At 44.2% G+C, this 22024-nt stretch carries 21 protein-coding genes; 18 read left to right on the forward strand and 3 right to left on the reverse strand.

What is annotated here, in order from left to right; all coding sequences use genetic code 11:
- Positions 1 to 533: 533 nt before the first annotated feature.
- The 3 genes from AZ46_RS00125 to argF are packed head-to-tail and all read left to right on the forward strand — an operon-like array spanning position 534 to position 5594.
- A complete protein-coding gene (locus tag AZ46_RS00125) occupies positions 534 to 1574 on the forward strand; it encodes a carbamoyl phosphate synthase small subunit (RefSeq protein WP_029282673.1) in 1041 nt (346 codons plus the stop codon).
- Positions 1567 to 4644: a carbamoyl phosphate synthase large subunit gene (locus tag AZ46_RS00130; RefSeq protein WP_029282671.1), complete on the forward strand. Its 3078-nt coding sequence runs from the start codon at positions 1567 to 1569 to the stop codon at positions 4642 to 4644. The genes AZ46_RS00125 and AZ46_RS00130 overlap by 8 nt, the downstream gene beginning before the upstream one ends.
- A complete protein-coding gene (gene argF / locus AZ46_RS00135; RefSeq protein ID WP_029282669.1) occupies positions 4644 to 5594 on the forward strand; it encodes an ornithine carbamoyltransferase in 951 nt (316 codons plus the stop codon). The genes AZ46_RS00130 and argF overlap by 1 nt, the downstream gene beginning before the upstream one ends.
- 272 nt (positions 5595 to 5866) lie before the next feature.
- On the opposite strand, the gene AZ46_RS00140 is transcribed toward argF, so the two are convergent.
- Positions 5867 to 6682, reverse strand: a complete 816-nt coding sequence (locus tag AZ46_RS00140) for an undecaprenyl-diphosphate phosphatase (protein ID WP_029282667.1) — start codon at positions 6680 to 6682, stop codon at positions 5867 to 5869.
- A 142-nt stretch (positions 6683 to 6824) separates the two neighbouring features.
- Here AZ46_RS00140 and AZ46_RS00145 point away from each other — a divergent pair, with 142 nt between their 5' ends.
- Positions 6825 to 7004, forward strand: coding sequence for a YjzC family protein (locus AZ46_RS00145; protein ID WP_029282665.1), 180 nt, complete (start codon positions 6825 to 6827; stop codon positions 7002 to 7004).
- Positions 7005 to 7073: 69 nt separating this feature from the next.
- Here the strand turns inward: AZ46_RS00145 and AZ46_RS00150 are convergent, their stop codons facing one another.
- The gene (locus AZ46_RS00150; protein ID WP_029282663.1) at positions 7074 to 7259 is read right to left on the reverse strand and encodes a YjzD family protein; all 186 of its coding nucleotides are present in this window, start codon (positions 7257 to 7259) and stop codon (positions 7074 to 7076) included.
- 201 nt (positions 7260 to 7460) lie between these two features.
- Between AZ46_RS00150 and AZ46_RS00155 the strand changes: the two genes are divergently transcribed.
- From AZ46_RS00155 to AZ46_RS00170, 4 genes are all read left to right on the forward strand, one after another.
- Positions 7461 to 8189, forward strand: coding sequence for a hypothetical protein (locus tag AZ46_RS00155; protein ID WP_029282661.1), 729 nt, complete (start codon positions 7461 to 7463; stop codon positions 8187 to 8189).
- Positions 8190 to 8278: 89 nt separating this feature from the next.
- A complete protein-coding gene (locus AZ46_RS00160) occupies positions 8279 to 9136 on the forward strand; it encodes an NAD-dependent epimerase/dehydratase family protein (protein WP_029282659.1) in 858 nt (285 codons plus the stop codon).
- 114 nt (positions 9137 to 9250) lie between these two features.
- Positions 9251 to 10201 (forward strand): BMP family ABC transporter substrate-binding protein, encoded by a 951-nt coding sequence (locus tag AZ46_RS00165; RefSeq protein ID WP_029282657.1) that lies wholly within the window; start codon positions 9251 to 9253, stop codon positions 10199 to 10201.
- A gap of 14 nt (positions 10202 to 10215) precedes the next feature.
- Positions 10216 to 10401 (forward strand): ComZ family protein, encoded by a 186-nt coding sequence (locus AZ46_RS00170; protein ID WP_029282655.1) that lies wholly within the window; start codon positions 10216 to 10218, stop codon positions 10399 to 10401.
- A 31-nt stretch (positions 10402 to 10432) separates the two neighbouring features.
- Here AZ46_RS00170 and AZ46_RS00175 read toward each other — a convergent pair whose 3' ends face one another.
- Positions 10433 to 10690, reverse strand: coding sequence for a hypothetical protein (locus tag AZ46_RS00175; protein WP_139015471.1), 258 nt, complete (start codon positions 10688 to 10690; stop codon positions 10433 to 10435).
- 166 nt (positions 10691 to 10856) lie between these two features.
- Between AZ46_RS00175 and AZ46_RS00180 the strand changes: the two genes are divergently transcribed.
- The 10 genes from AZ46_RS00180 (at position 10857) to AZ46_RS00225 (ending at position 22023) form a co-directional block, all read left to right on the forward strand.
- Positions 10857 to 11789 carry a beta-ketoacyl-ACP synthase III gene (locus AZ46_RS00180; protein WP_029282651.1) on the forward strand — a complete coding sequence of 311 codons (933 nt, stop codon included), beginning with the start codon at positions 10857 to 10859 and terminating at the stop codon, positions 11787 to 11789.
- A gap of 36 nt (positions 11790 to 11825) precedes the next feature.
- Positions 11826 to 13064 (forward strand): beta-ketoacyl-ACP synthase II, encoded by a 1239-nt coding sequence (gene fabF, locus AZ46_RS00185; protein ID WP_029282649.1) that lies wholly within the window; start codon positions 11826 to 11828, stop codon positions 13062 to 13064.
- Between the two features lie 548 nt (positions 13065 to 13612).
- Entirely contained in the window at positions 13613 to 14398 is a 786-nt protein-coding gene (locus tag AZ46_RS00190; RefSeq protein ID WP_029282647.1) for a DUF2268 domain-containing putative Zn-dependent protease, read from the forward strand.
- A 203-nt stretch (positions 14399 to 14601) separates the two neighbouring features.
- Entirely contained in the window at positions 14602 to 15588 is a 987-nt protein-coding gene (locus AZ46_RS00195) for an ABC transporter ATP-binding protein (RefSeq protein ID WP_029282645.1), read from the forward strand.
- Positions 15585 to 16601, forward strand: a complete 1017-nt coding sequence (locus AZ46_RS00200) for an ABC transporter ATP-binding protein (protein ID WP_035206457.1) — start codon at positions 15585 to 15587, stop codon at positions 16599 to 16601. The genes AZ46_RS00195 and AZ46_RS00200 overlap by 4 nt, the downstream gene beginning before the upstream one ends.
- A 107-nt stretch (positions 16602 to 16708) precedes the next feature.
- Entirely contained in the window at positions 16709 to 18358 is a 1650-nt protein-coding gene (locus AZ46_RS00205) for a peptide-binding protein (RefSeq protein WP_029282641.1), read from the forward strand.
- Positions 18359 to 18532: 174 nt separating this feature from the next.
- Positions 18533 to 19483, forward strand: a complete 951-nt coding sequence (locus tag AZ46_RS00210; RefSeq protein WP_029282639.1) for an ABC transporter permease — start codon at positions 18533 to 18535, stop codon at positions 19481 to 19483.
- 13 nt (positions 19484 to 19496) lie between these two features.
- Positions 19497 to 20414: an oligopeptide ABC transporter permease gene (gene opp4C, locus AZ46_RS00215; protein ID WP_029282637.1), complete on the forward strand. Its 918-nt coding sequence runs from the start codon at positions 19497 to 19499 to the stop codon at positions 20412 to 20414.
- A gap of 222 nt (positions 20415 to 20636) precedes the next feature.
- Complete coding sequence (locus AZ46_RS00220) at positions 20637 to 21383, forward strand: YjbA family protein (protein ID WP_029282635.1); 747 nt, start codon at positions 20637 to 20639, stop codon at positions 21381 to 21383.
- Between the two features lie 154 nt (positions 21384 to 21537).
- Positions 21538 to 22023, forward strand: a complete 486-nt coding sequence (locus AZ46_RS00225; RefSeq protein ID WP_029282633.1) for an STAS domain-containing protein — start codon at positions 21538 to 21540, stop codon at positions 22021 to 22023.
- The last annotated feature ends 1 nt before the right edge of the window (position 22024 follow it).

Raw genomic sequence — 22024 nt, forward strand, 5'->3', positions numbered from 1 at the left:
CAACGAGCAGAAAATCAGATTTGATGGCACTGAACATCGAGAATAGGACCACCAACGAACAGAAAATCAGATTTGATGGCACTGAACAGCGAGAATGGGACCACCAACGTACAGAAATCCTGTTTTGATGGCACTGAACATTGATTATAGTACCACCAATAAACAGAAAATCAGTTTTCATGGCACTGAACATTGATTATAGTACCACCAACAAACAGAAAATCAGATTTGATGGCACTGAACATTGAGAATAGAACCATCAACAAACAGAAAATCAGTCTTGATGGCACTGAACATTGAGTATAGTACCACCAACAAACAGAAAATCAGTCTTGATGGCACTCAACATCGAGAATGGGACCACCAACGAGCAGAAAATCAGATTTGATGGCACTCAACATCGAGAATAGAACCATCAACAATCAGAAAATCCTGCTAAACGGCACCAACCATCACAACCCTAAATTTTTTTACACACCAACGCATAAATATACTTAAAATTATATAAAAATTCATTTCGAGGTGAACGGAACATGAGCGGCTACCTGCTTCTTGAGAACGGCACAAGCTATAAAGGAAATTTAACCGGCGGGCACGTAGGGGGCGAGATCGTTTTTTATACCGGCATGACCGGCTATCAGGAGGTGCTGACAGACCCGTCCTACCAAAATCAGATTATCGTCTTTACGTATCCGCTGATCGGAAATTACGGGATTAATGCTTCAGACTTTGAAAGTGAAAGACCTCAGATTAAAGGGGCCGTCTTTTATGAATGCTGCGAGCATTTTTCCCATTACGAGGCAGCTTACAGCGTGAAGGAGTACTTGAAGAAATGGAATGTTCCGTTTATCAGCCATGTGGACACAAGGTCTGTCGTCAAACAGATCAGAAAGCACGGAACGATGAAAGCAGAGCTTTCAGCCGTAAAAAAAGATCTTTCTGTCATTCCGGAAAAACATTTGCCGAGCATCAATGAAACTCTGACAACGGCAGGCGATGGGGATGTCCATGTTGCCCTCATTGATTTCGGGTTTAAAAAATCCATTGGGGCTTCCTTTTTAAAGAGGGGCTGCAAAGTGACCACTATTCCTTATACAAAATTACATGAGCTTAGCTCGGTAAAGCCGGATGCCATTGTTTTTTCAAATGGACCAGGAGATCCGAAGAGCCTTGAGATGTATTTGCCGGCGATCAAGAAAGCGACGGAAGACTACCCGTCACTCGGTATTTGCCTTGGCCATCAGCTGATAGCTCTTGCATACGGCGGAGATACGAAGAAGCTGCGGTTTGGCCACCGGGGAGCGAATCATCCAGTTGCTGATCAGGTTAAGGGGAAAGTGTTCATGACCTCCCAAAATCACAGCTATGTCGTGACGTCGCATCAAGAAGCGTTTAAGGTCCGTTTTCTGAATGTGAATGATCAATCAGTGGAAGGCATGCTTCATAAGTCGCTTCCGATTCTGTCCGTTCAGTTTCATCCGGAAGCACATCCGGGACCGGCAGAGAGTGAATACTTGTTTGACGAGTTTTTGGAAATGGTGAAAAAGACAAGGAGAGAAACGGTATATGCCTAAACGACATGATCTTAAAAGCATCTTGGTAATTGGTTCAGGACCTATCATCATCGGTCAGGCAGCGGAATTTGACTATTCAGGAACGCAGGGGTGCATCGCGTTAAAAGAAGAAGGCTATAAAGTCATCCTTGTAAACAACAATCCTGCCACGATCATGACGGATCATGAGTACGCTGATGAGATTTACTTTGAACCTCTGACGGTGAAAAGTCTCACAAAAATTATTGAAAAAGAACGCCCGGACGGCCTGCTTGCCTCGCTCGGAGGCCAAACAGGTTTAAATCTTGCCGTCAAGCTGCATGAAGCAGGCATTCTTCAAAAATATGGGGTGGAAGTGCTTGGAACAAGCGTCGATTCAATTCAAAAAGGGGAAGACCGGGAGAAATTCAGAAAGCTCATGTATGACTTAAATCAGCCGGTTCCTGCAAGTGAAATCGTGACAGACGCAGAGGGAGCACTAGCTTTTGCAGAAAGTATAGGCTACCCAATTATCGTCCGGCCAGCCTATACACTTGGAGGCAAGGGAGGCGGCATTGCAGAGGATGAGAAAAAGCTGAAGCAGCTGATGAAAAGCGGGCTGAATGCGAGTCCCATTCATCAGTGCCTCGTTGAAAAGAGCATTGCAGGGTTTAAGGAAATTGAATATGAGGTGATGAGAGACCGCGCCAATACGTGCATAACGGTGTGCAACATGGAAAATATTGATCCGGTGGGTATTCATACCGGTGATTCGATGGTTGTTGCCCCTTCCCAAACATTGACCGATCATGAGTACCAAATGCTCCGGTCTGCATCTCTGACGATTATTTCAGCGCTTGAAGTAATCGGCGGATGCAACATTCAATTTGCGCTTGATCCTGTAAGCAAACAATACTATGTCATCGAAGTAAATCCGCGTGTCAGCCGTTCCTCAGCTCTTGCATCAAAAGCAACCGGCTATCCGATTGCCAAACTTGCTGCGAAGCTTGCTTGCGGCTATACGCTGGATGAACTGAAGAATCCGCTGACACAGTCAACGTTTGCAAGCTTTGAACCTGCACTTGACTATGCAGTGGTTAAATTTCCGAGATGGCCGTTTGATAAGTTTAAAGATGCGGACCGTGTTCTGGGCACAAAAATGAAGGCAACGGGCGAAGTGATGTCAATCGAACGGAACCTGGAGGCAGCGATTCAAAAAGCAGCAGCTTCTCTTGAGCTCGGAAACATTGGAATCTGGCATGAAGATACGGCCGGTCTATCTGATGTGGAGCTTCTGAGCTTGCTGAAATACGCTACCGATCAGCGCTTCTTTGCCATCATGGAGCTTTTGAGAAGAGGCGAAACCATCCATGTTATTCATGAAGAAACCGGCATGGATTATTATTTTCTGAACATCTTTGCCTCTCTTATCGAGCTTGAACAGCAGCTGAAGACTTCTTCCCTTGATACAATGACACGCGAGTTTTTCACCCGCATCAAAGAAAAGGGCTGCTCAGATGCATATATTGCCCACGTGCTGAATGTAAAAGAACCGAAAGTGTCAAAGGTGAGAAAATCACTTGGCATTACCGCTAAATATAAGCTGGTAGATACATGCGCCGGGGAATTCGAAGCGAGAACGAACTATTATTACTCTGCGTACTTTGGAGAGTGCGAGCTTGAAAAAGAAGCTTCTCCTCAAAAGAAGAAGGCACTTGTACTGGGTTCAGGCCCCATCCGGATCGGGCAGGGGGTTGAGTTCGACTACAGTGCTGTTCAGGGAATTAAAGCCCTGCAAAAGCTTGGATATGAAACCATTATGATCAACAACAACCCGGAAACCGTCAGCACGGATTTTGAAACCGCAGACCGTCTTTATTTTGAACCCCTGACAGTAGAGCACGTTATGAATGTGATTGAGGCTGAGGGCATTGATGTGACGATTGTTCAGTTTGGCGGACAAACGGCAATCAATCTGGCTGCGGCCCTTGAGGCCGAAGGAGCGGTTCTCCTTGGGACAGACTCAGAAACCCTTGATATTCTTGAAGAACGTGAACGGTTTTATCACCTGCTTGACGAACTTGAAATCCCCCATCTGCCTGGAGCGACGGCCCATCACGAGGAAGAGGCGCTCGCGGAAGCTGAGAAAATCGGCTATCCGGTTCTGATCAGACCGTCCTATGTGATTGGAGGAAAAGGAATGCTCGTTCTTGAAACAAAAGAGCAGCTTCAAAAGCAGCTGGAAACAGCAGGGAAGCACGCGTTTCCTGTGCTGATCGACCGTTTTGTCATCGGAAAAGAAGCAGAGCTTGATTTAGTGGCTGATGGAACTGGCATTTTCGTTCCGGCGGTGATGGAGCACATTGAGCCTGCAGGAGTCCATTCAGGTGACAGCATGGCGATTATTCCTTCCCGGTCAATCAATGCAGAACTTAAAGCAGGCATGCATGAAGCTGCTCAGAAAATTGTGCAGAAGCTCCAATATAAAGGCATGATGAATATTCAATTTTTAATAAAAGATGATGAGATTTTCGTACTTGAAGTCAATCCTCGTGCAAGCCGGACTGCACCTGTTGTCAGCAAAGTGATGGATGTGCCTATGATTCGCCTTGCCGCAGAAGCGCTTGACGGAAAAATGCTCTCTCATCATTCCATAGAAGAAAAAGAGTATGTAGCTGTAAAATATCCTGTTTTCTCAAGTCACGCTCTTCAGAATGTTGATTTGCTGCTTGGACCTGAAATGAGGTCAACGGGAGAAGGCATGTGTCTGGCACCGACAATTGAAGAAGCACTCGGCAAAGTATTTGATGAAGAAGGCGGGAAGGAAACAAATGTGTTTTTGGATACGCCTGATCAGCAGCTTCTCAGCCAGATGAAAGACGCAGGAATAACGGCTGTCACAGAAGATTTTGATGAATGGGCCGAAAATGCCCGCAATGGTTTGCTTGTGAGTCTTATGAAGGAACAATCAGCAGATTTAAGGCTGAAAGCATTGGATAAAGGAATTAAAGTGTTCTCAAATCGGGAAACATTTGCCGCTTATCTGCAGGCTGCACAAGATTACAAAGTGTATTCAATAAAAGAATTAACACGAACAGGAGTGAAGGCGTGATGAGTTCAGTGAAACTTGCCCGGGTGGAGTCCTCTTTCTTTGGAAGAGATTGTCTGACCCTGCTTGATTATACAACCGAAGAAATTCTTCACATCATACACGAGGGCATAGAGATGAAAAAAAATCCGATTCAGTCGGTGCTCTCAGGCAAAATCCTTGCAATGATTTTCGAAAAATCATCAACCCGCACCCGTGTCTCATTTGAAGCCGGCATGCAGCAGCTTGGAGGAAATGCTCTGTTTTTAAGCAGCCAGGATCTTCAGCTTGGACGCGGTGAGAGCATTGCGGATACGGCTAAGGTTTTATCGGGTTACGTGGACGCTATCATGATCCGGACATTCCAGCATGAAAAAGTCGAGGAGCTTGCCCGCCACGCATCAATTCCGGTCATCAACGGACTGACCGATACGTATCATCCTTGCCAGGCGCTAGCCGACTTAATGACCATCCTTCAGCTGAAAAAGACATTTAAAGGAACGAAGGTCGCCTACATAGGTGATGGCAACAATGTTGCGCATTCCCTGCTGATCGCATGTGCAAAAGTCGGAATGGATGCAGTCATCGCGCATCCGGAAGGGTATGGGCCAGATCCTGAAGTCATGAAAAAAATCCAGCAGGTCTGTAAACAAACCGGAGCAGCTGTTACGGCTGTCACGAATCCTGCAGAAGCGGTGCAGGGTGCTGATATCGTCTATTCGGATGTCTGGACGAGCATGGGGCAGGAAGAAGAAAATGAAATCCGGCTAGCTGCCTTTGATGGATATCAAATCAACAGCAAACTCATGGCAGGCGCCAAGGCGGACAGCAACTTCCTTCACTGCCTGCCGGCCCACCGCGGCGAAGAAGTTACAGCCGAAGTCATTGACGGCAGCCAGTCAGCGGTCTTCCAGCAGGCCGAAAACCGGCTGCATGTGCAAAAAGCATTGCTGAAGGAGATTCTTGCTGGATAAAAAGGTTTAAATGTGAGCTCAGTCTGCCCGGTTAAGGGCTGACTGAGCCATTTTTTTCTGCAAACACCTGCCGCACACGTATCTTCTCTAGCTGATTTTCTTTTTACAGCCGACAATTCGCTATTTACAGCCAACCTTTCAACATTTACATCCAACAATCGCAAATTAACAGCCGACAATCATTGATTTACTACCAACTTCACCGCTACAGGACTATTACTGCAGACAAAACACCCCCGAATGAAAAGCTCATTCAGGGGTGCTTTCCTCTATCAAGAAAAAAGAGTCAAAATCAAAATAACCGGGCCAACAATAAAGCAATAATAAGCAAAGTACTTCAGATTTCCTTTTTCCATAATGCCCATAAACCACTTCAGTGAAAAATAGGACATGATGAGCGATCCAGCAAAGCCTGCTGCATATGGCATAATGAGCTCATTAAAATGTTCATCTGCCAAAAGATCGCTGATGCCGAGGATCATACCGCCTGCACTGACCGGGATAAACAAAAGGAACGAAAATCTTAGCGCTGTTTCTTGCTTTGTCCCGAGAGCCATGGCTGCTACTATGGTAGCTCCGGATCGGCTGATTCCAGGTATCAGGGCTACAGCTTGAGCAAAACCGATCAAGACAGCGTCCTTAACGGTTAAATCTCCGTCTTTTTTATTGCCGCGCAGATTTCGAATTAAATAAAGGGCAATTCCCGTTACAATCAGGGATCCTGCAGCAAGCCTGACATCCTTGCTTGAAAGGACATCTTTGAATAAAATTCCGAGAACAGCTGCAGGGATTGTAGCGATGATCAGATAAAGAATAAATTGAAAATCCTTTTTATTCTCCGGGTTTCTGTTTACTGCGTAACTGGCGCCATTTACAGACAGCCTGATAAGGTCTTCCCTGTAGATAAGCAAAACAGCAAGTAGCGAGGCAGCGTTAACAAGGAGTTCAAAGCTCAGTCCTTCAATTTTCACGCCAAGAAAGTGCTGGGCAAACACCAGATGTCCGCTGGAGGAGACAGGGATTGGCTCTGTAAAACCCTGAAACAGCCCAAGCAGTAAATATTTCAGTATCAAATAAAAGTCTTCCATAAAGATAAAATCCTCCATTTCCCTTCTTATTTAACTACAGGTAAAAGAAGAGTGTAAAGACAAACTTAACCCGTGTTTTACATGGATTACCCTCGTTTAAACCATACTACAGGTGTATGAAACCTTTAAGGAGGGAATTAATTTGGGGCAGCAGCACCGCTTTAAATCAGGCCAAAAAGCACCTAATAACGGTGTGTATGTAGAAATTGGGGAGACAGGATCAATGGTCAAAAATCCCCGTAAAATAAAGCTTCAGGCAGGAGACCATTTTCCGGAAACGTCAAATGACGACCGTGAATGGACATACCAGCGCAAACCTTGACATCCGGTCATACAAAAAAACCCTACTGTTTTCAGTAGGGTTTTTTGCATGCAGAGTCGAAGTCAGGTATTAATGATGTCCTTCTGCCGATTTGTCAGGAACAATTTCACCCAAGATCAGGATGACAACGGTTACAGCTACAGCGAGGATAGAAGCTGTAACAAAGTTATAGGCGACACCTGTCATAGAAGCAACAACGTATGCCATCATTTGCATTAATAAAAACGTCCAGAAAAAAGTCCAAAAATAGCGCAATCTGTTCACCTCATTCTTCAAACAATTCTATGTCCATATTATCATACATAGATTGAGGAATAAAAGCTTTATTTCTGCTGAACGTGACCATTTGATGAACGTTAATGGATGGCGGGACTGGGTATAAATCCATTCGTTTTATGCTAAGTGAACATACGTTGTATAGAGATTCAAAGTACGACTGAAAGGAGGTGGGCAAAGATGGGCATTACAAAACGGTTTTTTCAGCTTGATTCCGAATGGAGCATTATTCATTATCCGTATCAGCCGAATGGGTTTGGGGTCTATATTTTTGGGGACAAAACTCATTTCGTCGATTCGCAAACAAGCTTCTGGCTTCAGCACTATGGAAGAAATCAGCTGCTTGGCGTCCTTCTGGAAGCGGGTTACACGGTCTTTACGTCCAATTTGTACGGGGCGAATTGGGGAAGTCCGAAAGCACTGCAGCTCGCAATGAGGATTTATCATATTGTCATGAAAAAAGAGATATTAAATGAGCGTGTACACATTCTTTGCGAGGGAATGGGCGCGCTTGTTGCAAAGGAACTTATGAAATCAAGCGATAAAATCAGATCTGCTGCCATGTTTAATCCCTGCCTGAATCTAAACGCCCACCTTGAAAAAGAGAGAGAAAACAAATTTTTCTACAAACGGCTTTCCCGCGAAATAGCCCTGGCATATGACAAGGATCCAAAAGAGGCAGGGAGCATGACATTTGATGAAAGCTTTGATACAGCAGACATCCCGGTTCATATATGGCAGCGGATGAACAGCATCACCTACCCTTATCAGGATCACAGCAAAATGTATGAGGAGCACAGAAGCAAGCATGGAAATCCGATTGATCTCACGTTTCATCTTGCCGACAATCAATACAGATTGCATCACTCGGTCGTGAAATTTTTTAAAGAAAATGAAAAAAATTTGTAGCCGGAATCGTTCCTGCATCAGGAACGATTCTTTTGCGCTGTTTTTAAGCATACGATTACTATAACGCTCTTATAAGGAGGATTCGTAACATGAAAAAAGCGTTCATTGCGGGCACCCTGCAGTTTGTCGGTTTTTCCCTCTGCAGCAGGCTGCTTGAAGAGGGCGTATGTGTTGATGGCATCAGCAATGATTATGAGGATGAGCTCGAACAGAGAGTTGCTGAAGAAAAGCTGATGATGATCGGGAGAAATGCTCTGTTTCAAAGCGTGGAGTCGGTTCCAAAAGAAAAAGAGCATGATCTTATTTTCTGCTGCATTCAGGATCCTGCTGACAAAGAAAGCAGGATTCATGAAAATCTTCTAAAAGAGTGTGCTTCTCTTTCCCTTACTCACAAGATTCCTCTAGTATTAATTTCATCGATGGAAGTATACGGGGAGAATCAGCTTGTCATTGATAAAAACACGGTACCGGTTCCAACAACTATTAATGGAGCTGCTCATTTAAAGCAGGAACAGACATTGAAAAAGCTTTTTAACCAGTCAGGGCTGCTGAAAATCATCCGGTTTCCAGGTCTTTACGGTCCGTGGCAGCCAAATTCGGGCAGCATTCATAAACGCATTGTTGCTTCTTTAACCGGCGGGAGCCCTGTTCAGGATGAAAGAGAGGAAAGAAGAGACCTGCTTTACATTGAAGATGCTGTTAATGCCCTGATTGAGCTGTCTAAACTTGAAACATTTACAGGAGATACCGTTCATTTGTCGTCCGGAAAAGAAAATCAGTGGAGGGAGGCTGCAATGCTTTTAAATGAAAAAAAGGAGAGCGGGATCGCCTGCAAAGTTTCAGAGGACATAAAATATACTGTGCGCAGCAGCGTATCACTAAAAGAGGGATTAAGCGCCCAAACCGAGTGGATCAGGCAAAACCTCTATATTTTTCAGTCCCTTTAGATAAAATCTCTCATTTGCTTGTTTTTTGGGAAATATATCCTTGTGCCGAATGAACCATACAGTCTAAAATATAGAGGAATCTAGACTAGCACAAGCTTAAAGGAGCTGCTTGCCATGCTGAAGAAAAGTATTCTCTTCGCGATGTGCCTTTTTTTTCTGGCTGGATGCGGACAACCCCGTCAGAATGAGCTGGAAAAAGTAGGCTTGCTTGTACCTGATACGATCAGCGATCAGGTCTGGGGAACGAAAGGATACAAAGGACTTTTGAAAATACAATCGCAATACGGGGCCGAAGTTTTTTATAAAGAAGGCATGAATAATGAAGATGCGGTTAGAGAAGCCGTCAATGAGATGAGCGGCAAAGGAGTCAATCTCATTTTTGGCCATGGAAGCGAATATGAAGCCTATTTTGAAGGGCTGAATGAAGAATATGAAGATATCAGGTTTGTTTTTTTCAATGGTGATGCAGATGGAGAGAATGTGACGAGCCTCAACTTTAATGCGAATGCCATGGGGTTTTTTGGGGGCATGATCGCCGGGGAAATGACGAGCACCAATAAAGTGGGAATTCTTGCTGCGTATGAATGGCAGCCGGAAATTGACGGTTTTTATGAAGGGGCTTTCTATCAAAACCCTGATATTGAAGTGAAGATTCAATATGTCGAGAGCTGGGATGATGTGCGGACAGCTCTGAATTATACAGATGAAATGCTTGCCGAAGGCGTGGATGTTGTATATCCGGCAGGCGACGGCTATAATGTACCTGTAATCGAAAGAATGAAAGAAAAAGGCCTGTATGCCATCGGCTATGTGTCCGATCAGTCAGACCTTGGAGAAAATACCGTTCTGACAAGCACAATTCAGCATGTGGACAGGCTTTATGAGCTTGTCGCAAAGAAATACGAGGCCGGAGAACTGGCCAGCGGAAATCTTTATTTTGATTTTCAGGAAAACGTGATTGAAATGGGTACATACAGTCCGAAAGTCGACAAAGCCTTTCAGGAGAAATTAGAGCAGCAAATTGAAACCTACCGGCAAACAGACAAATTGCCAAATCAGCTGTAAAGGAGAAATTTAAAATGAGCCAGGATACTAAAACACTTGAATTTATGCAGATTGCCATGAAATATCTTCCAGAGGCAAAAGCGAAGCTTGATGAAGCTGGAATTGAAATCAGAGCTGAACACCTTCAGCCAATGATGGAGCTTTTAACGAAAGTCATGAACGATGCATACGAACTTGGAAAAAATGAAGCAGGAAAATAAGAAAAAGCGCGGTGAGATAAGCTGCGCTTTTTTATTTGAGCTTCTGTTTGAAATAATCCAGTATCGGTGAAAACTCTTTTACGACCGGCTTTAATTCTTTTATCGAGTCCATAATGTCATCAATCTGCATGAAAATGCTGAAGTAATCGGTTCCGGACTGAGGTTCCTGCTCATCAAGAGCGGGCCTTTTTTCTGTTTCCTCCTGATCTGTGCGCAGCTCACGTCTATCGCCGAACATGAAGGAGTTGAAAAAATCTCCGGACTCATCCGCCTGTCTTTTTTCGCTCAACATAAACACCTCTCTTAGTTTTCCTTACTGACAGTGTATGTTCTGATTCAAAAGCGGAGCGAGGCAAACGCACAGATTTGGATTGAAATTTTGAAAAGAATACGATAAAATTAGTACCAGGTAATAATAATTGATTCTAAAAACAAGCGAAAAAGGAGCTGCATATATGAGTGCTGGAATTATTGGGATTGCACGGTATACTCCGGACCGTACTGTAACAAATGCCGATCTTGAGAAGGTGATGGATACATCAGATGAATGGATCCGCACACGGACAGGTATTGAAGAACGCCGTCTTGCAGATGATGATATGGATACTTCCGATATGGCTTACTATGCAGCTGAAAAAGCGATTGAAAACGCTGGACTGACTGCAGAGGATTTGGATATGATTTTAGTGGCCACTGTAACGCCCGATCAGCCATTTCCTACGGTTGCATGCATGCTGCAGGAAAAACTCGGGGCAAGGAAAGTAGCTGCCATGGACTTGAGCGCGGCATGTGCGGGCTTTATGTACGGACTGATTACAGCTCAGCAGTTCATTGAAACGGGCGCTTATAAAAATGTGCTCGTTGTAGGTGTTGAAAAACTGTCAAAAATTACAGACTGGGATGACCGCAACACAGCCGTCCTTTTCGGAGATGGTGCCGGAGCGGCCGTTGTCAGCAGTGTATCAGAAGGCAAAGGATTTCTTTCTTTTGAGCTCGGTTCAGACGGTTCTGGCGGAAAACACTTATATCAGGATGAAAAAATTGTGATGAACGGCAGGGAAGTTTTTAAATTTGCCGTCAGACAGATGGGTGAATCGAGTGTTAATGTCATTGAAAAAGCGGGCCTTAAAAAAGAGGATGTTGACTTTTTAATTCCGCATCAGGCAAACATTCGGATCATGGAAGCAGCGAGAGAGCGTCTTGAGCTTCCAGTTGAAAAAATGTCAAAAACGGTTCATAAATATGGAAACACCTCAGCGGCATCCATTCCGATTTCACTTGTAGAGGAAATTGAGGCAGGGACGGTCAAGGACGGAGACGTTGTAGTCATGGTAGGTTTTGGCGGCGGATTAACTTGGGGCGCCATTGCTATGCGCTGGGGAAGATAAATTTTCAAAAAAACAAAAAAGGCAGGGTGTATACAGATGACAAACAGGCGAGTTGTTGTAACTGGACTTGGAGCCATTACTCCAATTGGAAGCGATGCAGCGTCCACTTGGGACAATGCAATTAAAGGGGTATCAGGTGTCGGCCCGCTGACGCGGATTGATTCTGCTGATTACCCTGCAAAAGTGGCGGCAGAAATTAAGGACTTTGATGTTGAGAAGTATATGGATAAAAAAGATGCAAGAAAGATGGACCGTTTTACTCAATATGCAGTAGCAGCCTCTTTTATGGCAGTTAAAGATGCAAAGCTTGAAATTACAGATGAGATTGCACCTCGTGTTGGAGTATGGATCGGATCAGGCATCGGCGGGATGGAAACCTTTGAAAATCAGTTTGAAACATTGCTGACAAAAGGTGCAAGACGCGTAAGCCCATTCTTTGTTCCAATGATGATTCCGGATATGGCAGCAGGCCAGGTGTCGATTGCTTTAGGGGCAAAAGGATTTAACTCATGTACGGTAACAGCATGTGCTACCGGCACAAACTCAATTGGTGATGCATTTAAAGTTATTCAGCGCGGTGATTCCGATGTAATGATCACAGGCGGAACAGAAGCACCGATTACAAGAATGGCGTTTGCCGGCTTCAGCGCAAGCAAAGCCCTATCCACAAATCAGGATCCGGCAACGGCAAGCAGACCGTTTGATGCAAACCGCGACGGATTTGTCATGGGAGAAGGAGCGGGAATTCTTGTTCTTGAAGAGCTGCAGCATGCACTCGACCGCGGAGCGCCGATTTATGCAGAAATCGTCGGCTACGGAGCTACCGGTGATGCTCACCATATCACGGCTCCAGCACCTGGAGGAGAAGGCGGCGTGCGCGCAATGAGAATGGCGCTTGAAAACGGCGGCCTGTTACCAGAAGACGTTGATTACGTAAATGCCCATGGCACAAGCACTCCTTATAATGATAAATTTGAGACGCTTGCCATTAAAGAAGTATTTGGAGAGCACGCATACAAGCTTGCCGTTTCATCAACAAAATCCATGACAGGGCACTTGCTTGGAGCAGCGGGCGGTGTTGAAGCCATTCTTTCGATTCTTGCCATCAAAGAAGGCATCATTCCTCCAACCATTAATCTTCATGAAAAGGATCCGGAATGTGACCTTGACTACGTTCCAAACGAGGCAAGAAAAACGGAAGTGAATGTTGCTCTGAGCAATTCACTTGGATTCGGCGGACATAACGCAACGATTATTTTTAAGAAATATCAATGATAATCTGAACGAGGCAAAAGTCAGATAGCAAAGAAATTTCCGGACTATGATTAATAGTTCGGATTTTTTTGTATAAATGATTTTTATCAGAGCCAATGAAACACTCGGTGTAGTGGCGCCAAAAACAAGGTTCAATTTTGAGAAAAAGTGGCATCACTCGTTGTAGTGGCACCACAAACAAGGATCCAAGTGCAGGAAAAGTGGTATCACTCGGTGTAATGACGCCATAAACAAGGGACCAAGTCCGAGAAAAGTGGCATCATTCGTTATAGTGGCGCCACAAACAAGGATTCAAGTGCAGGAAAAGTGGCATCACTCGGTGTAGTGACGCCACAAACAAGGGCCCAAGTCCGAGAAAAGTGGTATCACTCGGTGTAGTGACGCCACGAACAATGGCCCAAGTCCGAGAAAAGTGGCAGAACTTTCAGCGATTACACAAACTGGAATACATTACCGCAAAACGACAGCACACTTCCCATTTTCATTTCCCCTTTCACCCTCCCGCGCGCCTCTTCATAAGATACCGCAGAGGGGAGTGCGGATGTTTTATGACTGTAATCAAGACAAATGAATGGCTCGGAGAATCAACCGATCATCTTAAAATTTGCGGACGGCTGAAGCCGTACTTTCATAATAGCAGCACAAGGGAAATCAGCGGCTATTTGCATTCTTTTGGTATGTACAAAGGGGAAGAAGCAGGTCGACTGCTGTTTGCAGATTTGAAGAAAAACAAGGTGTGGGATATTGTGAGGGCGGATGAAGCACTGCTCAAAAAGGAATGGTCAGGTCCGGATGTGCCTGTATTCATTCTGCCTGCTGATGCGGCCAACAGGAAAATGCGTGATGAATTTGGCGGGAAATCAGGTCTTGCCTTTCATGATAAACTCTTTTTGTTTCTGTCGGATAACAGCAAAAGAGACATTCAGACAATCCTGACTCATGAATATCATCATGTCTGCAGGCTTGCAAAAGACCCGAAAAAGGAAAGGGACTATACGCTGATGGATGCGGTCATTCTTGAGGGCTTGGCAGAGAATGCAGTCAGGGTGAGGATGGGGGAAGAATATGCAGGATCCTGGACGAAGCGCTATACCAAGGATCAGGTTCAGTCTTTCTATGAGAAAATCTTAAAACCCAATCTTGAGCTGAAAAGCGATTCAAGAAAGTTCACTCAAATCATGTTCGGAACAGGCTTTTATCCAAAGATGCTGGGATACGCAGCAGGCTATCATATCGTGAAGGACTATATGGAAAAGACAAAAATAAACATGACAGATCTCTTTTTTGTTTCGTCAGACGAAATAGTTAATAAGTCATTCATAAAACCCAAGTAAGGGTTTTTTTGTTGGTATTTTTTCCTAGTAAAGACAGGAATTTATTAAAAAAATTACAATATTTTAAAAATTCGCTTGCTTTTGTAAAACTTTTGTAATACTATACAAATATATATTTTCTGACTATTCTATGTTTACAAAAAGTTAAGATGATTTATATAATTAATAAGGGAATTCTTTACATCATAGGGCGGTGAAGGGTATTGTCAGTACTGTTGGAAGTTAAGAATCTGAAAACATATTTTTACAAAAAGAAGCAAGCTGTTCCTGCTGTGGACGGCGTTGACTTGAAAATACATAAAGGTGAGACGGTTGCACTTGTAGGGGAATCGGGATCGGGCAAAAGTATTACCTCTCTTTCGATTATGGGACTTGTGCCAAGTCCAGGAGGAAAGATAGTTGATGGAGAAATTCTGCTTAACGGCAAGGATTTGGCCAAGCTTTCCGAAAAGGAATTGTGCAAGGTGCGTGGAAATGACATCTCAATGATTTTCCAGGAGCCGATGACCTCTCTGAATCCTGTTCTGACCATCGGCGACCAGATCACAGAAGTGCTGATGTACCATCAGAAGCTTCCAAAAAATCAGGCTGTCAAAAAAGCAATTGAGCTTTTGAGATTAGTAGGGTTCAGCCGGGCTGATGAAATTATTTATGATTATCCTCACAGATTATCAGGCGGAATGCGCCAGCGTGTTATGATCGCGATCGCGATGAGCTGCAACCCGAAGCTCCTGATTGCGGATGAGCCGACAACGGCACTGGATGTTACCATTCAGGCACAGATTCTGGACCTGATGAAAGATGTCAGCCAGAAATTTGATACTAGTATTCTCTTAATCACTCACGATCTCGGCGTTGTATCTGAAATAGCCGAGAGAGTAGTAGTCATGTATTGCGGACAGGTAGTTGAAGAAGCGTCCGTAGATGATTTGTTTGATGCACCGCTTCACCCTTACACTCAGGGACTCATGGCTTCCATTCCTTCAATAGACGGTGAAATTGAGAAGCTGAATTCAATTCCGGGCAACGTTCCAACACCGGATAATCTTCCTGCAGGCTGCAGGTTTGCACCAAGATGCCCAAAAGCATTTGATAAATGTTTCAGCGCTCTTCCTGAGTTGACGCAGCATTCAGCTCATCGCTCTGTCCGGTGCTTTTTATATGATGACGAGGAGGCTGCCGTTCAATGAAAGTTGCAGATGCAGAAAGAAAGACAGCGCAGCTGAAAAACGATGAAACGATTCTTCAGCTGATAGATGTACAGAAGCATTTTCCGATCAAATCGGGAATTCTTCAAAAAACGGCAGGGTATGTAAAGGCCGTAGATGGAATCAACCTGACTGTTAAAAAGGGAGAAACCATTGGAATAGTAGGTGAATCAGGCTGCGGAAAATCTACTGCAGGGCGGACGATTATCCGTCTGTATGAGCCAACCGGCGGGAAAATTCTGTTCGACGGACAGGATATCTCCCATTTACCCGAAAGCGAGCTCCGCAAAACCGTCCGGAAAAATATTCAGATGGTGTTTCAGGATCCGTTCGCTTCATTAAATCCGAGAAAAACATTAGGTTCCATCATTAAAGAACCGATGAACACCCATAATCTTTACAGAGGAAAAGAAAGAACTGAAAAAGTAGAAGAGCTGCTTGAAAAGGTAGGATTGAATGCATCCTTCATCAACCGCTATCCTCATGAATTTTCAGGAGGACAGCGCCAGAGAATCGGGATCGCGCGGGCCATTGCCCTGAATCCTCAGATGGTCATTGCGGATGAAGCCGTGTCGGCGCTTGATGTGTCGATTCAGGCACAGATTATTAATCTATTAGAAGATCTGCAGGATGAGTTTAACCTGACCTATATGTTCATCTCGCATGACTTGAGTGTTGTGAGACACATAAGCGACCGTGTCGGAGTGATGTATCTCGGCAAAATGATGGAACTGGCTGATAAAAACAGCCTCTACTCTGAGCCGCTGCATCCTTATACCCAAGCACTGCTTTCAGCCGTTCCGGTTCCAAGAAAAGCAGGTATGGCAAGACGGGAGCGGATTGTCCTGAAGGGAGAATTGCCGAGCCCGGCAAATCCTCCGCAAGGCTGCGTATTCCATACAAGATGTCCGGCTGCAACAAGCGCCTGCCGCGAAGCCGTTCCGCAATTTAAAGAAGTAAAGAAAAATCACTTTGTTGCTTGCCATCTTTATTGATGGCAAGATCAGCATACATCATGCTCTTGAAGGGGGGAGATGGCAGAAGCCATAACTTGTCAGTCAAGAAATCTAAAAATTAAAAATTTTTAAGGGGGAAATACGAAGTGAAACAACGTAAAGGTTTATTTACACTGCTTAGCTTACTGCTGGTATTCTCTTTGTTCCTTGCTGCATGCAACAGCGGCGCAGGCGACAAACCAGCTTCAGGTTCTGGCGACAAAGACAAACCGGCTGAAGATGCCGGCGAACCGCAAATGGGCGGAGATTTAGTAGTTGGAACGATTGGCGGACCAACATTGTTTAACCCAATGTATTCTACAGATGCTTCAAGCTCTGATATCGAAGGCTTCATCTTTGACGGACTTGTGTCTTCTGACACTGAGTTCAACCCGACTTTGCACCTCGCTGAAAAAATCGACGTGTCTGAAGACGGTTTAACGTACACAGTAAAAATCAAAGAAGGCGTAAAATTCCATGACGGCGAAGAGCTTACTGCAGATGACGTAGTATTTACATACGGCATCCCAAAAAGCCCTGACTATGTCGGTGAGCGCGGATCTGGTTTTGAATCTTTAGAAACAGTTACTAAAAAAGGCGACTATGAAGTAGAATTCAAGCTTAACAAGAAAGATGCTTCATTCTACCCTGTTTCTCTAAGCTACGGAATCCTTCCTGAGCATATCCTTGGAAAAGTTCCAGTGGGTGAGCTTGGCGAGAACGAATTCAACACGAAATCTCCAATCGGTACAGGCCCATTCAAATTTGTTGAGTGGAAAGACGGAGAATATGTAAAAGTTGAAAAGAACAAAGATTACTTCCTTGGCGAGCCATACCTTGATTCAATCACGTACAAAATCGTTCCTGACCAGGATGCTCTTCTTGCACAGCTTCAAGCTGGCGATGTTCAATTCACAGAAGTTCCAGGTACTGACATTGAAACAGTAAAAAGCACATTCAGCGGCGTAAAAGTTGAGTCTGGCTTAGGTCTTTCTTACACTTACATCGGCTGGAACCAAAAGAACGACCTTTTCAAAGATGTTAAAGTACGTCAGGCTCTAACAATGGCGCTTGACAGAGAATCTATGGTTTCATCTGTTATGAACGGCGACGGTGAAGTAGCTCACGTTCCTGAGAGCCCGCTTTCTTTCGCATACAGCGACGATGTAACAAAGTTCAATTATGATGTAGAAAAAGCAAAATCAATGCTTAAAGAAGCTGGATGGGAAGATACTGACGGCGACGGCATTCTTGACAAAGACGGCAAGAAATTCTCATTCTCTCTAAAAACGAACCAAGGTAATAAAATCCGTGAAGATATCGCGGTTGTTGTACAGCAGCAATTAAAAGAAATCGGTATCGAAGTTAAACCTGAGATCATCGAGTTCTCTGCTTTCATCGAGCAGGTTTCAGCACCAAACTGGGATTTCGATGCAATGATCTTAGGATGGAGCTTGTCTACATTCCCTGATCAATATGACATCTTCCACTCAAGCCAAATTGCTGAAGGCTTAAACATGACTGATTACACAAACAAAGAAGCAGACAAGTTAATGGAAGAAGCGAAACAAATTCTTGATCAAGATGAGTATGCTAAAAAGTATGCTGACATCTACAAGCTTATTGCTGAAGACCAGCCTTACACATTCCTGTACTATCCAAACGTTCACCGCGTAATGCCTGAAAATCTTCAAGGCTACGAGTTTAACGCGAAGTCTGAGTACTACAACATCCACAAATGGTGGTTAAAACAGTAATTAGTTACTGAAACACTTCAAGGAACGTGCAGAGGGAAGGGAGCATCCCTTCCCTTGTTTTTATGAAGAGAAATGTGCACATTTCTTACTAATTTCGAAAATTGAACGAGTCTGTTTGTTTCTGGACCCTGTTTTTACCTATAGAAAATTGAGAAGGAAAGGGGAGATCTAGCTGTGCTTACTTATATCGTCCGCCGAACATTGATGGCTATTCCCTTATTGTTAGGTATTACAATTATCTCTTTTGCGATTATCAGACTTGCACCTGGAGACCCGACAACACTTTTAATGGACCCGACTATCAGTCCTGCTGATAAGGCGAAATTCATGGAGAAATACGGATTAAATGATCCTGTACATGTTCAATACCTGAAATGGCTTGGAAGCATGGTGCAGGGTGACTTCGGGACATCTCTTATCCGTAAAGGTGTGCCTGTAAGCGAAATGATTATGAACCGTTTGCCGAATACGCTGTTGCTTATGGTTGTCTCTACTGTTCTAGCTCTGATCATTGCCATTCCTTTTGGCATTATTTCAGCAGCAAGACCTTACACAAAAGTTGATTACACTGTCTCTGTCACTTCATTCCTTGGACTGGCTACCCCTAACTTCTGGCTCGGGCTGATTTTAATCATGGTCTTTGCTGTTCAGCTCAACTGGTTCCCGACCGGAGGGACCTCAACCTTGAATGCCGAATTCAGCATATGGGACAGGATACACCATCTCATGCTGCCTGCATTTGTTCTTGCCTCTGCCGATATGGCGGGCTTGACGAGGTATTCAAGGTCAAGCATGTTCGACGTCCTGAAGCAGGATTATATGAGAACTGCCCGTGCAAAAGGGTTTAAAGAATCGAAAGTCATTATCAAACACGGCGTGCGCAATGGATTGATTCCGATCATCACCATTTTCGGTCTGATGATTCCTTCCTTTATCGGAGGAGCTGTCGTAGTTGAGAAGATTTTCTCATGGCCTGGAATTGGACTTCTTTTCATCGATTCTGCCTTCCAGCGTGATTATCCGGTTATTATGGCGTTAACTGTTATTTCAGCTGTTTTTGTCGTCATCGGAAACTTAATTGCTGACATTCTTTACGCAATCTTCGATCCGAGAATCGAGTACTAGGAGGGGGAGCACAATGGCACAAACTAACCTTACACCGGAAACTTCTGGTCAGCTGGCGGTTCATGGGATCAAAGCGAACCCTGACACGTTAACGAAAATATTCTTCAGAAAGTTTGCCAAAAACAAACTGGCTGTTGCAGGTGCTGCATTCCTGATTTTTATCATCTCTGCAGCCATTCTTGCACCTGTCATTGCACCATATGCATATGAGACACAGGATTTGACGAAAAAACTGGTTCCGCCAGGCGGAGCTGAAAACTTGCTTGGAACAGACCGGTTTGGACGGGATTTGCTCACACGTCTGCTTTACGGGGCGCAAGTATCCCTTCTTGTTGGATTTGCTTCCGTGCTTGGATCAATTACAATCGGTACAGTAGTCGGAGCTGTAGCCGGTTATTTTGGAGGCATCATTGATGCCATTCTGATGCGATTTGTTGATATTGTTCTTTCAATTCCGCAAATCTTTCTTTTGATTACGCTTGTAACAATCTTTAAGCCGGGTGTAGACAAGCTGATCATCATTTTTGCGGTACTTGGCTGGACGACAACTGCGCGTCTTGTCCGCGGTGAATTTCTGTCGCTGCGCACACGCGAGTTCGTTCTTGCTTCCAAGACGATTGGAACGAAAAGCTTTAAGATTATTTTCTCTCACATCCTGCCGAATGCGATTGGGCCGATCATCGTTTCTGCTACCCTTTCAGTAGGCGGAGTTATACTTGCCGAGTCAACGCTTAGCTACCTTGGTCTAGGAATTCAGCCACCGACAGCAAGCTGGGGCAATATGCTGCAGGATGCACAGAACTTCACCATTCTGCTGAAATCACCTTGGTACCCTCTATTGCCGGGTTCATTGATTCTTCTGACAGTTCTCGCCTTCAACTTTGTAGGGGACGGTTTAAGAGACGCGCTGGATCCAAAAGTAAACGAATAACAAGAAGAACAGCCAAGATATTGTTTCTTGGCTATTTTTTATTGTAAAAGTAAAATAGTTTTTCCACGTCCAGCTCCAGCGCCTAGATCCTCTGTCAGAACAAGGCGCTGGAGCTTTTGGATTTTGTCGAAAGAATTCAACCATAAAATGAACGAATTGGAATATATTTTCTTTTCCCTGCCTATACTGAAAGACAAAAGCATCGGAAGTGAGGGGTAAGAAATGTTGTTTCTTCATGATGTATGGGTGAATTGGTTCGAGGGTGAAGAAAACGGGTACAACGTGTGTCATTTTCACGAATGGAGAAAAGACGACAGTGTTGAGCTTTTGGATCAGGTTCCTCTGTTTAGAGTAAATTCGGTTTTATTCCATTATATTGAAAACGATTTGTCGGAGCTGCCGCAGGGACTGCTTAAGGACGCCTTTCAAAAGGCATATATCAGAAAAAATCATGAACGGATTCAGCTTGATTATTGTTTTGTCGTCACAGACGGCGAAGGAATTCTTGCCGTTGATACAATCGGCTACAGTATTCCTGTCCGCAAAAGCCGGCTCATTCCAAGACAGGAACAGCTGGTATATGAAATGATAAAAGAAGTAGAAGCTGAAGAATATACGTATGAGGCAGAAATTCTTGAAAAAGAATTTCACATCCTCTCTCCAAGTCCATCTCAAATGAACGGGCTGACCCGCAAGGAGAGACAGCTTAAGCAGCTGCTGTTTATGGCCCTGGATCAGCTTCAGTCAACTAAGAATGCAGCAGAGGTGAAATACTGGTATACAGAATGGAATCCGTCTATGTACGAAACCATTCAGGATTTAAGCTTTGAGGATGTGTGGCAAAAGCTTTACAATGAGACTGTTTCAGGCTGGAGCCCGAAACACATGATTCTTACAGAAAACTTGATTAAAGGCCAGCCCTTTTTTGAAAAACTGTGGGATATGGAGCATGAATCAAAAGTAAATTGAGACAAGCTTAAAAGAAGCCAAAATTGGCTTCTTTTTTGTTCAGGTTAAAAAAAGACCGGAATAACCTTGCCAAAGACTTCAATTAACAGGTAAAGAAGCTGAAACAATGGTAAAATAAAATAAAATAAAGTCATTCATTTGAGCGAGGGCATATATGATAAGTGAAAAAGTAAATGTGGAAGAGCTGCAGGATGAAATTATCGAGTTGAAAAGGCAGCTTCGGGAACAAGAAGAACTGATCAGAGAAATTTCTGTTCCGATTATTCCTTCGATCATACCGGAAACCATTCTTGTGCCGATTACCGGGAAGCTTTCATCAGATCGGTTTGATATGATTACATCTAAAATTCTGGAAACATCTCACGCAAATGAAGTTGCCACTGTCATCATCGATTTTACCGCTATATCAGAACGGGAAATCGGGGAGGTTGAACTGTTTGGATCCTATATCCAGCAATTGACGGCTGCAGTAAGGCTCATGGGCATTCAGATTCTGTTCGTCGGTTTTGGCCCTGCTGTCATCCAGCTGTTAATTTCATCTGGCTTATCAAACAGCCAGGACATCAAGACGTTTTTAACCTTCCGAACGGCACTGCAGTACTTAATGATGGAAAAAGGCATGGAATTTGAAAAAATGTAGC

The sequence above is a fragment of the Metabacillus indicus LMG 22858 genome (genome assembly GCF_000708755.2).
Classification (GTDB): domain Bacteria; phylum Bacillota; class Bacilli; order Bacillales; family Bacillaceae; genus Bacillus_P; species Bacillus_P indicus.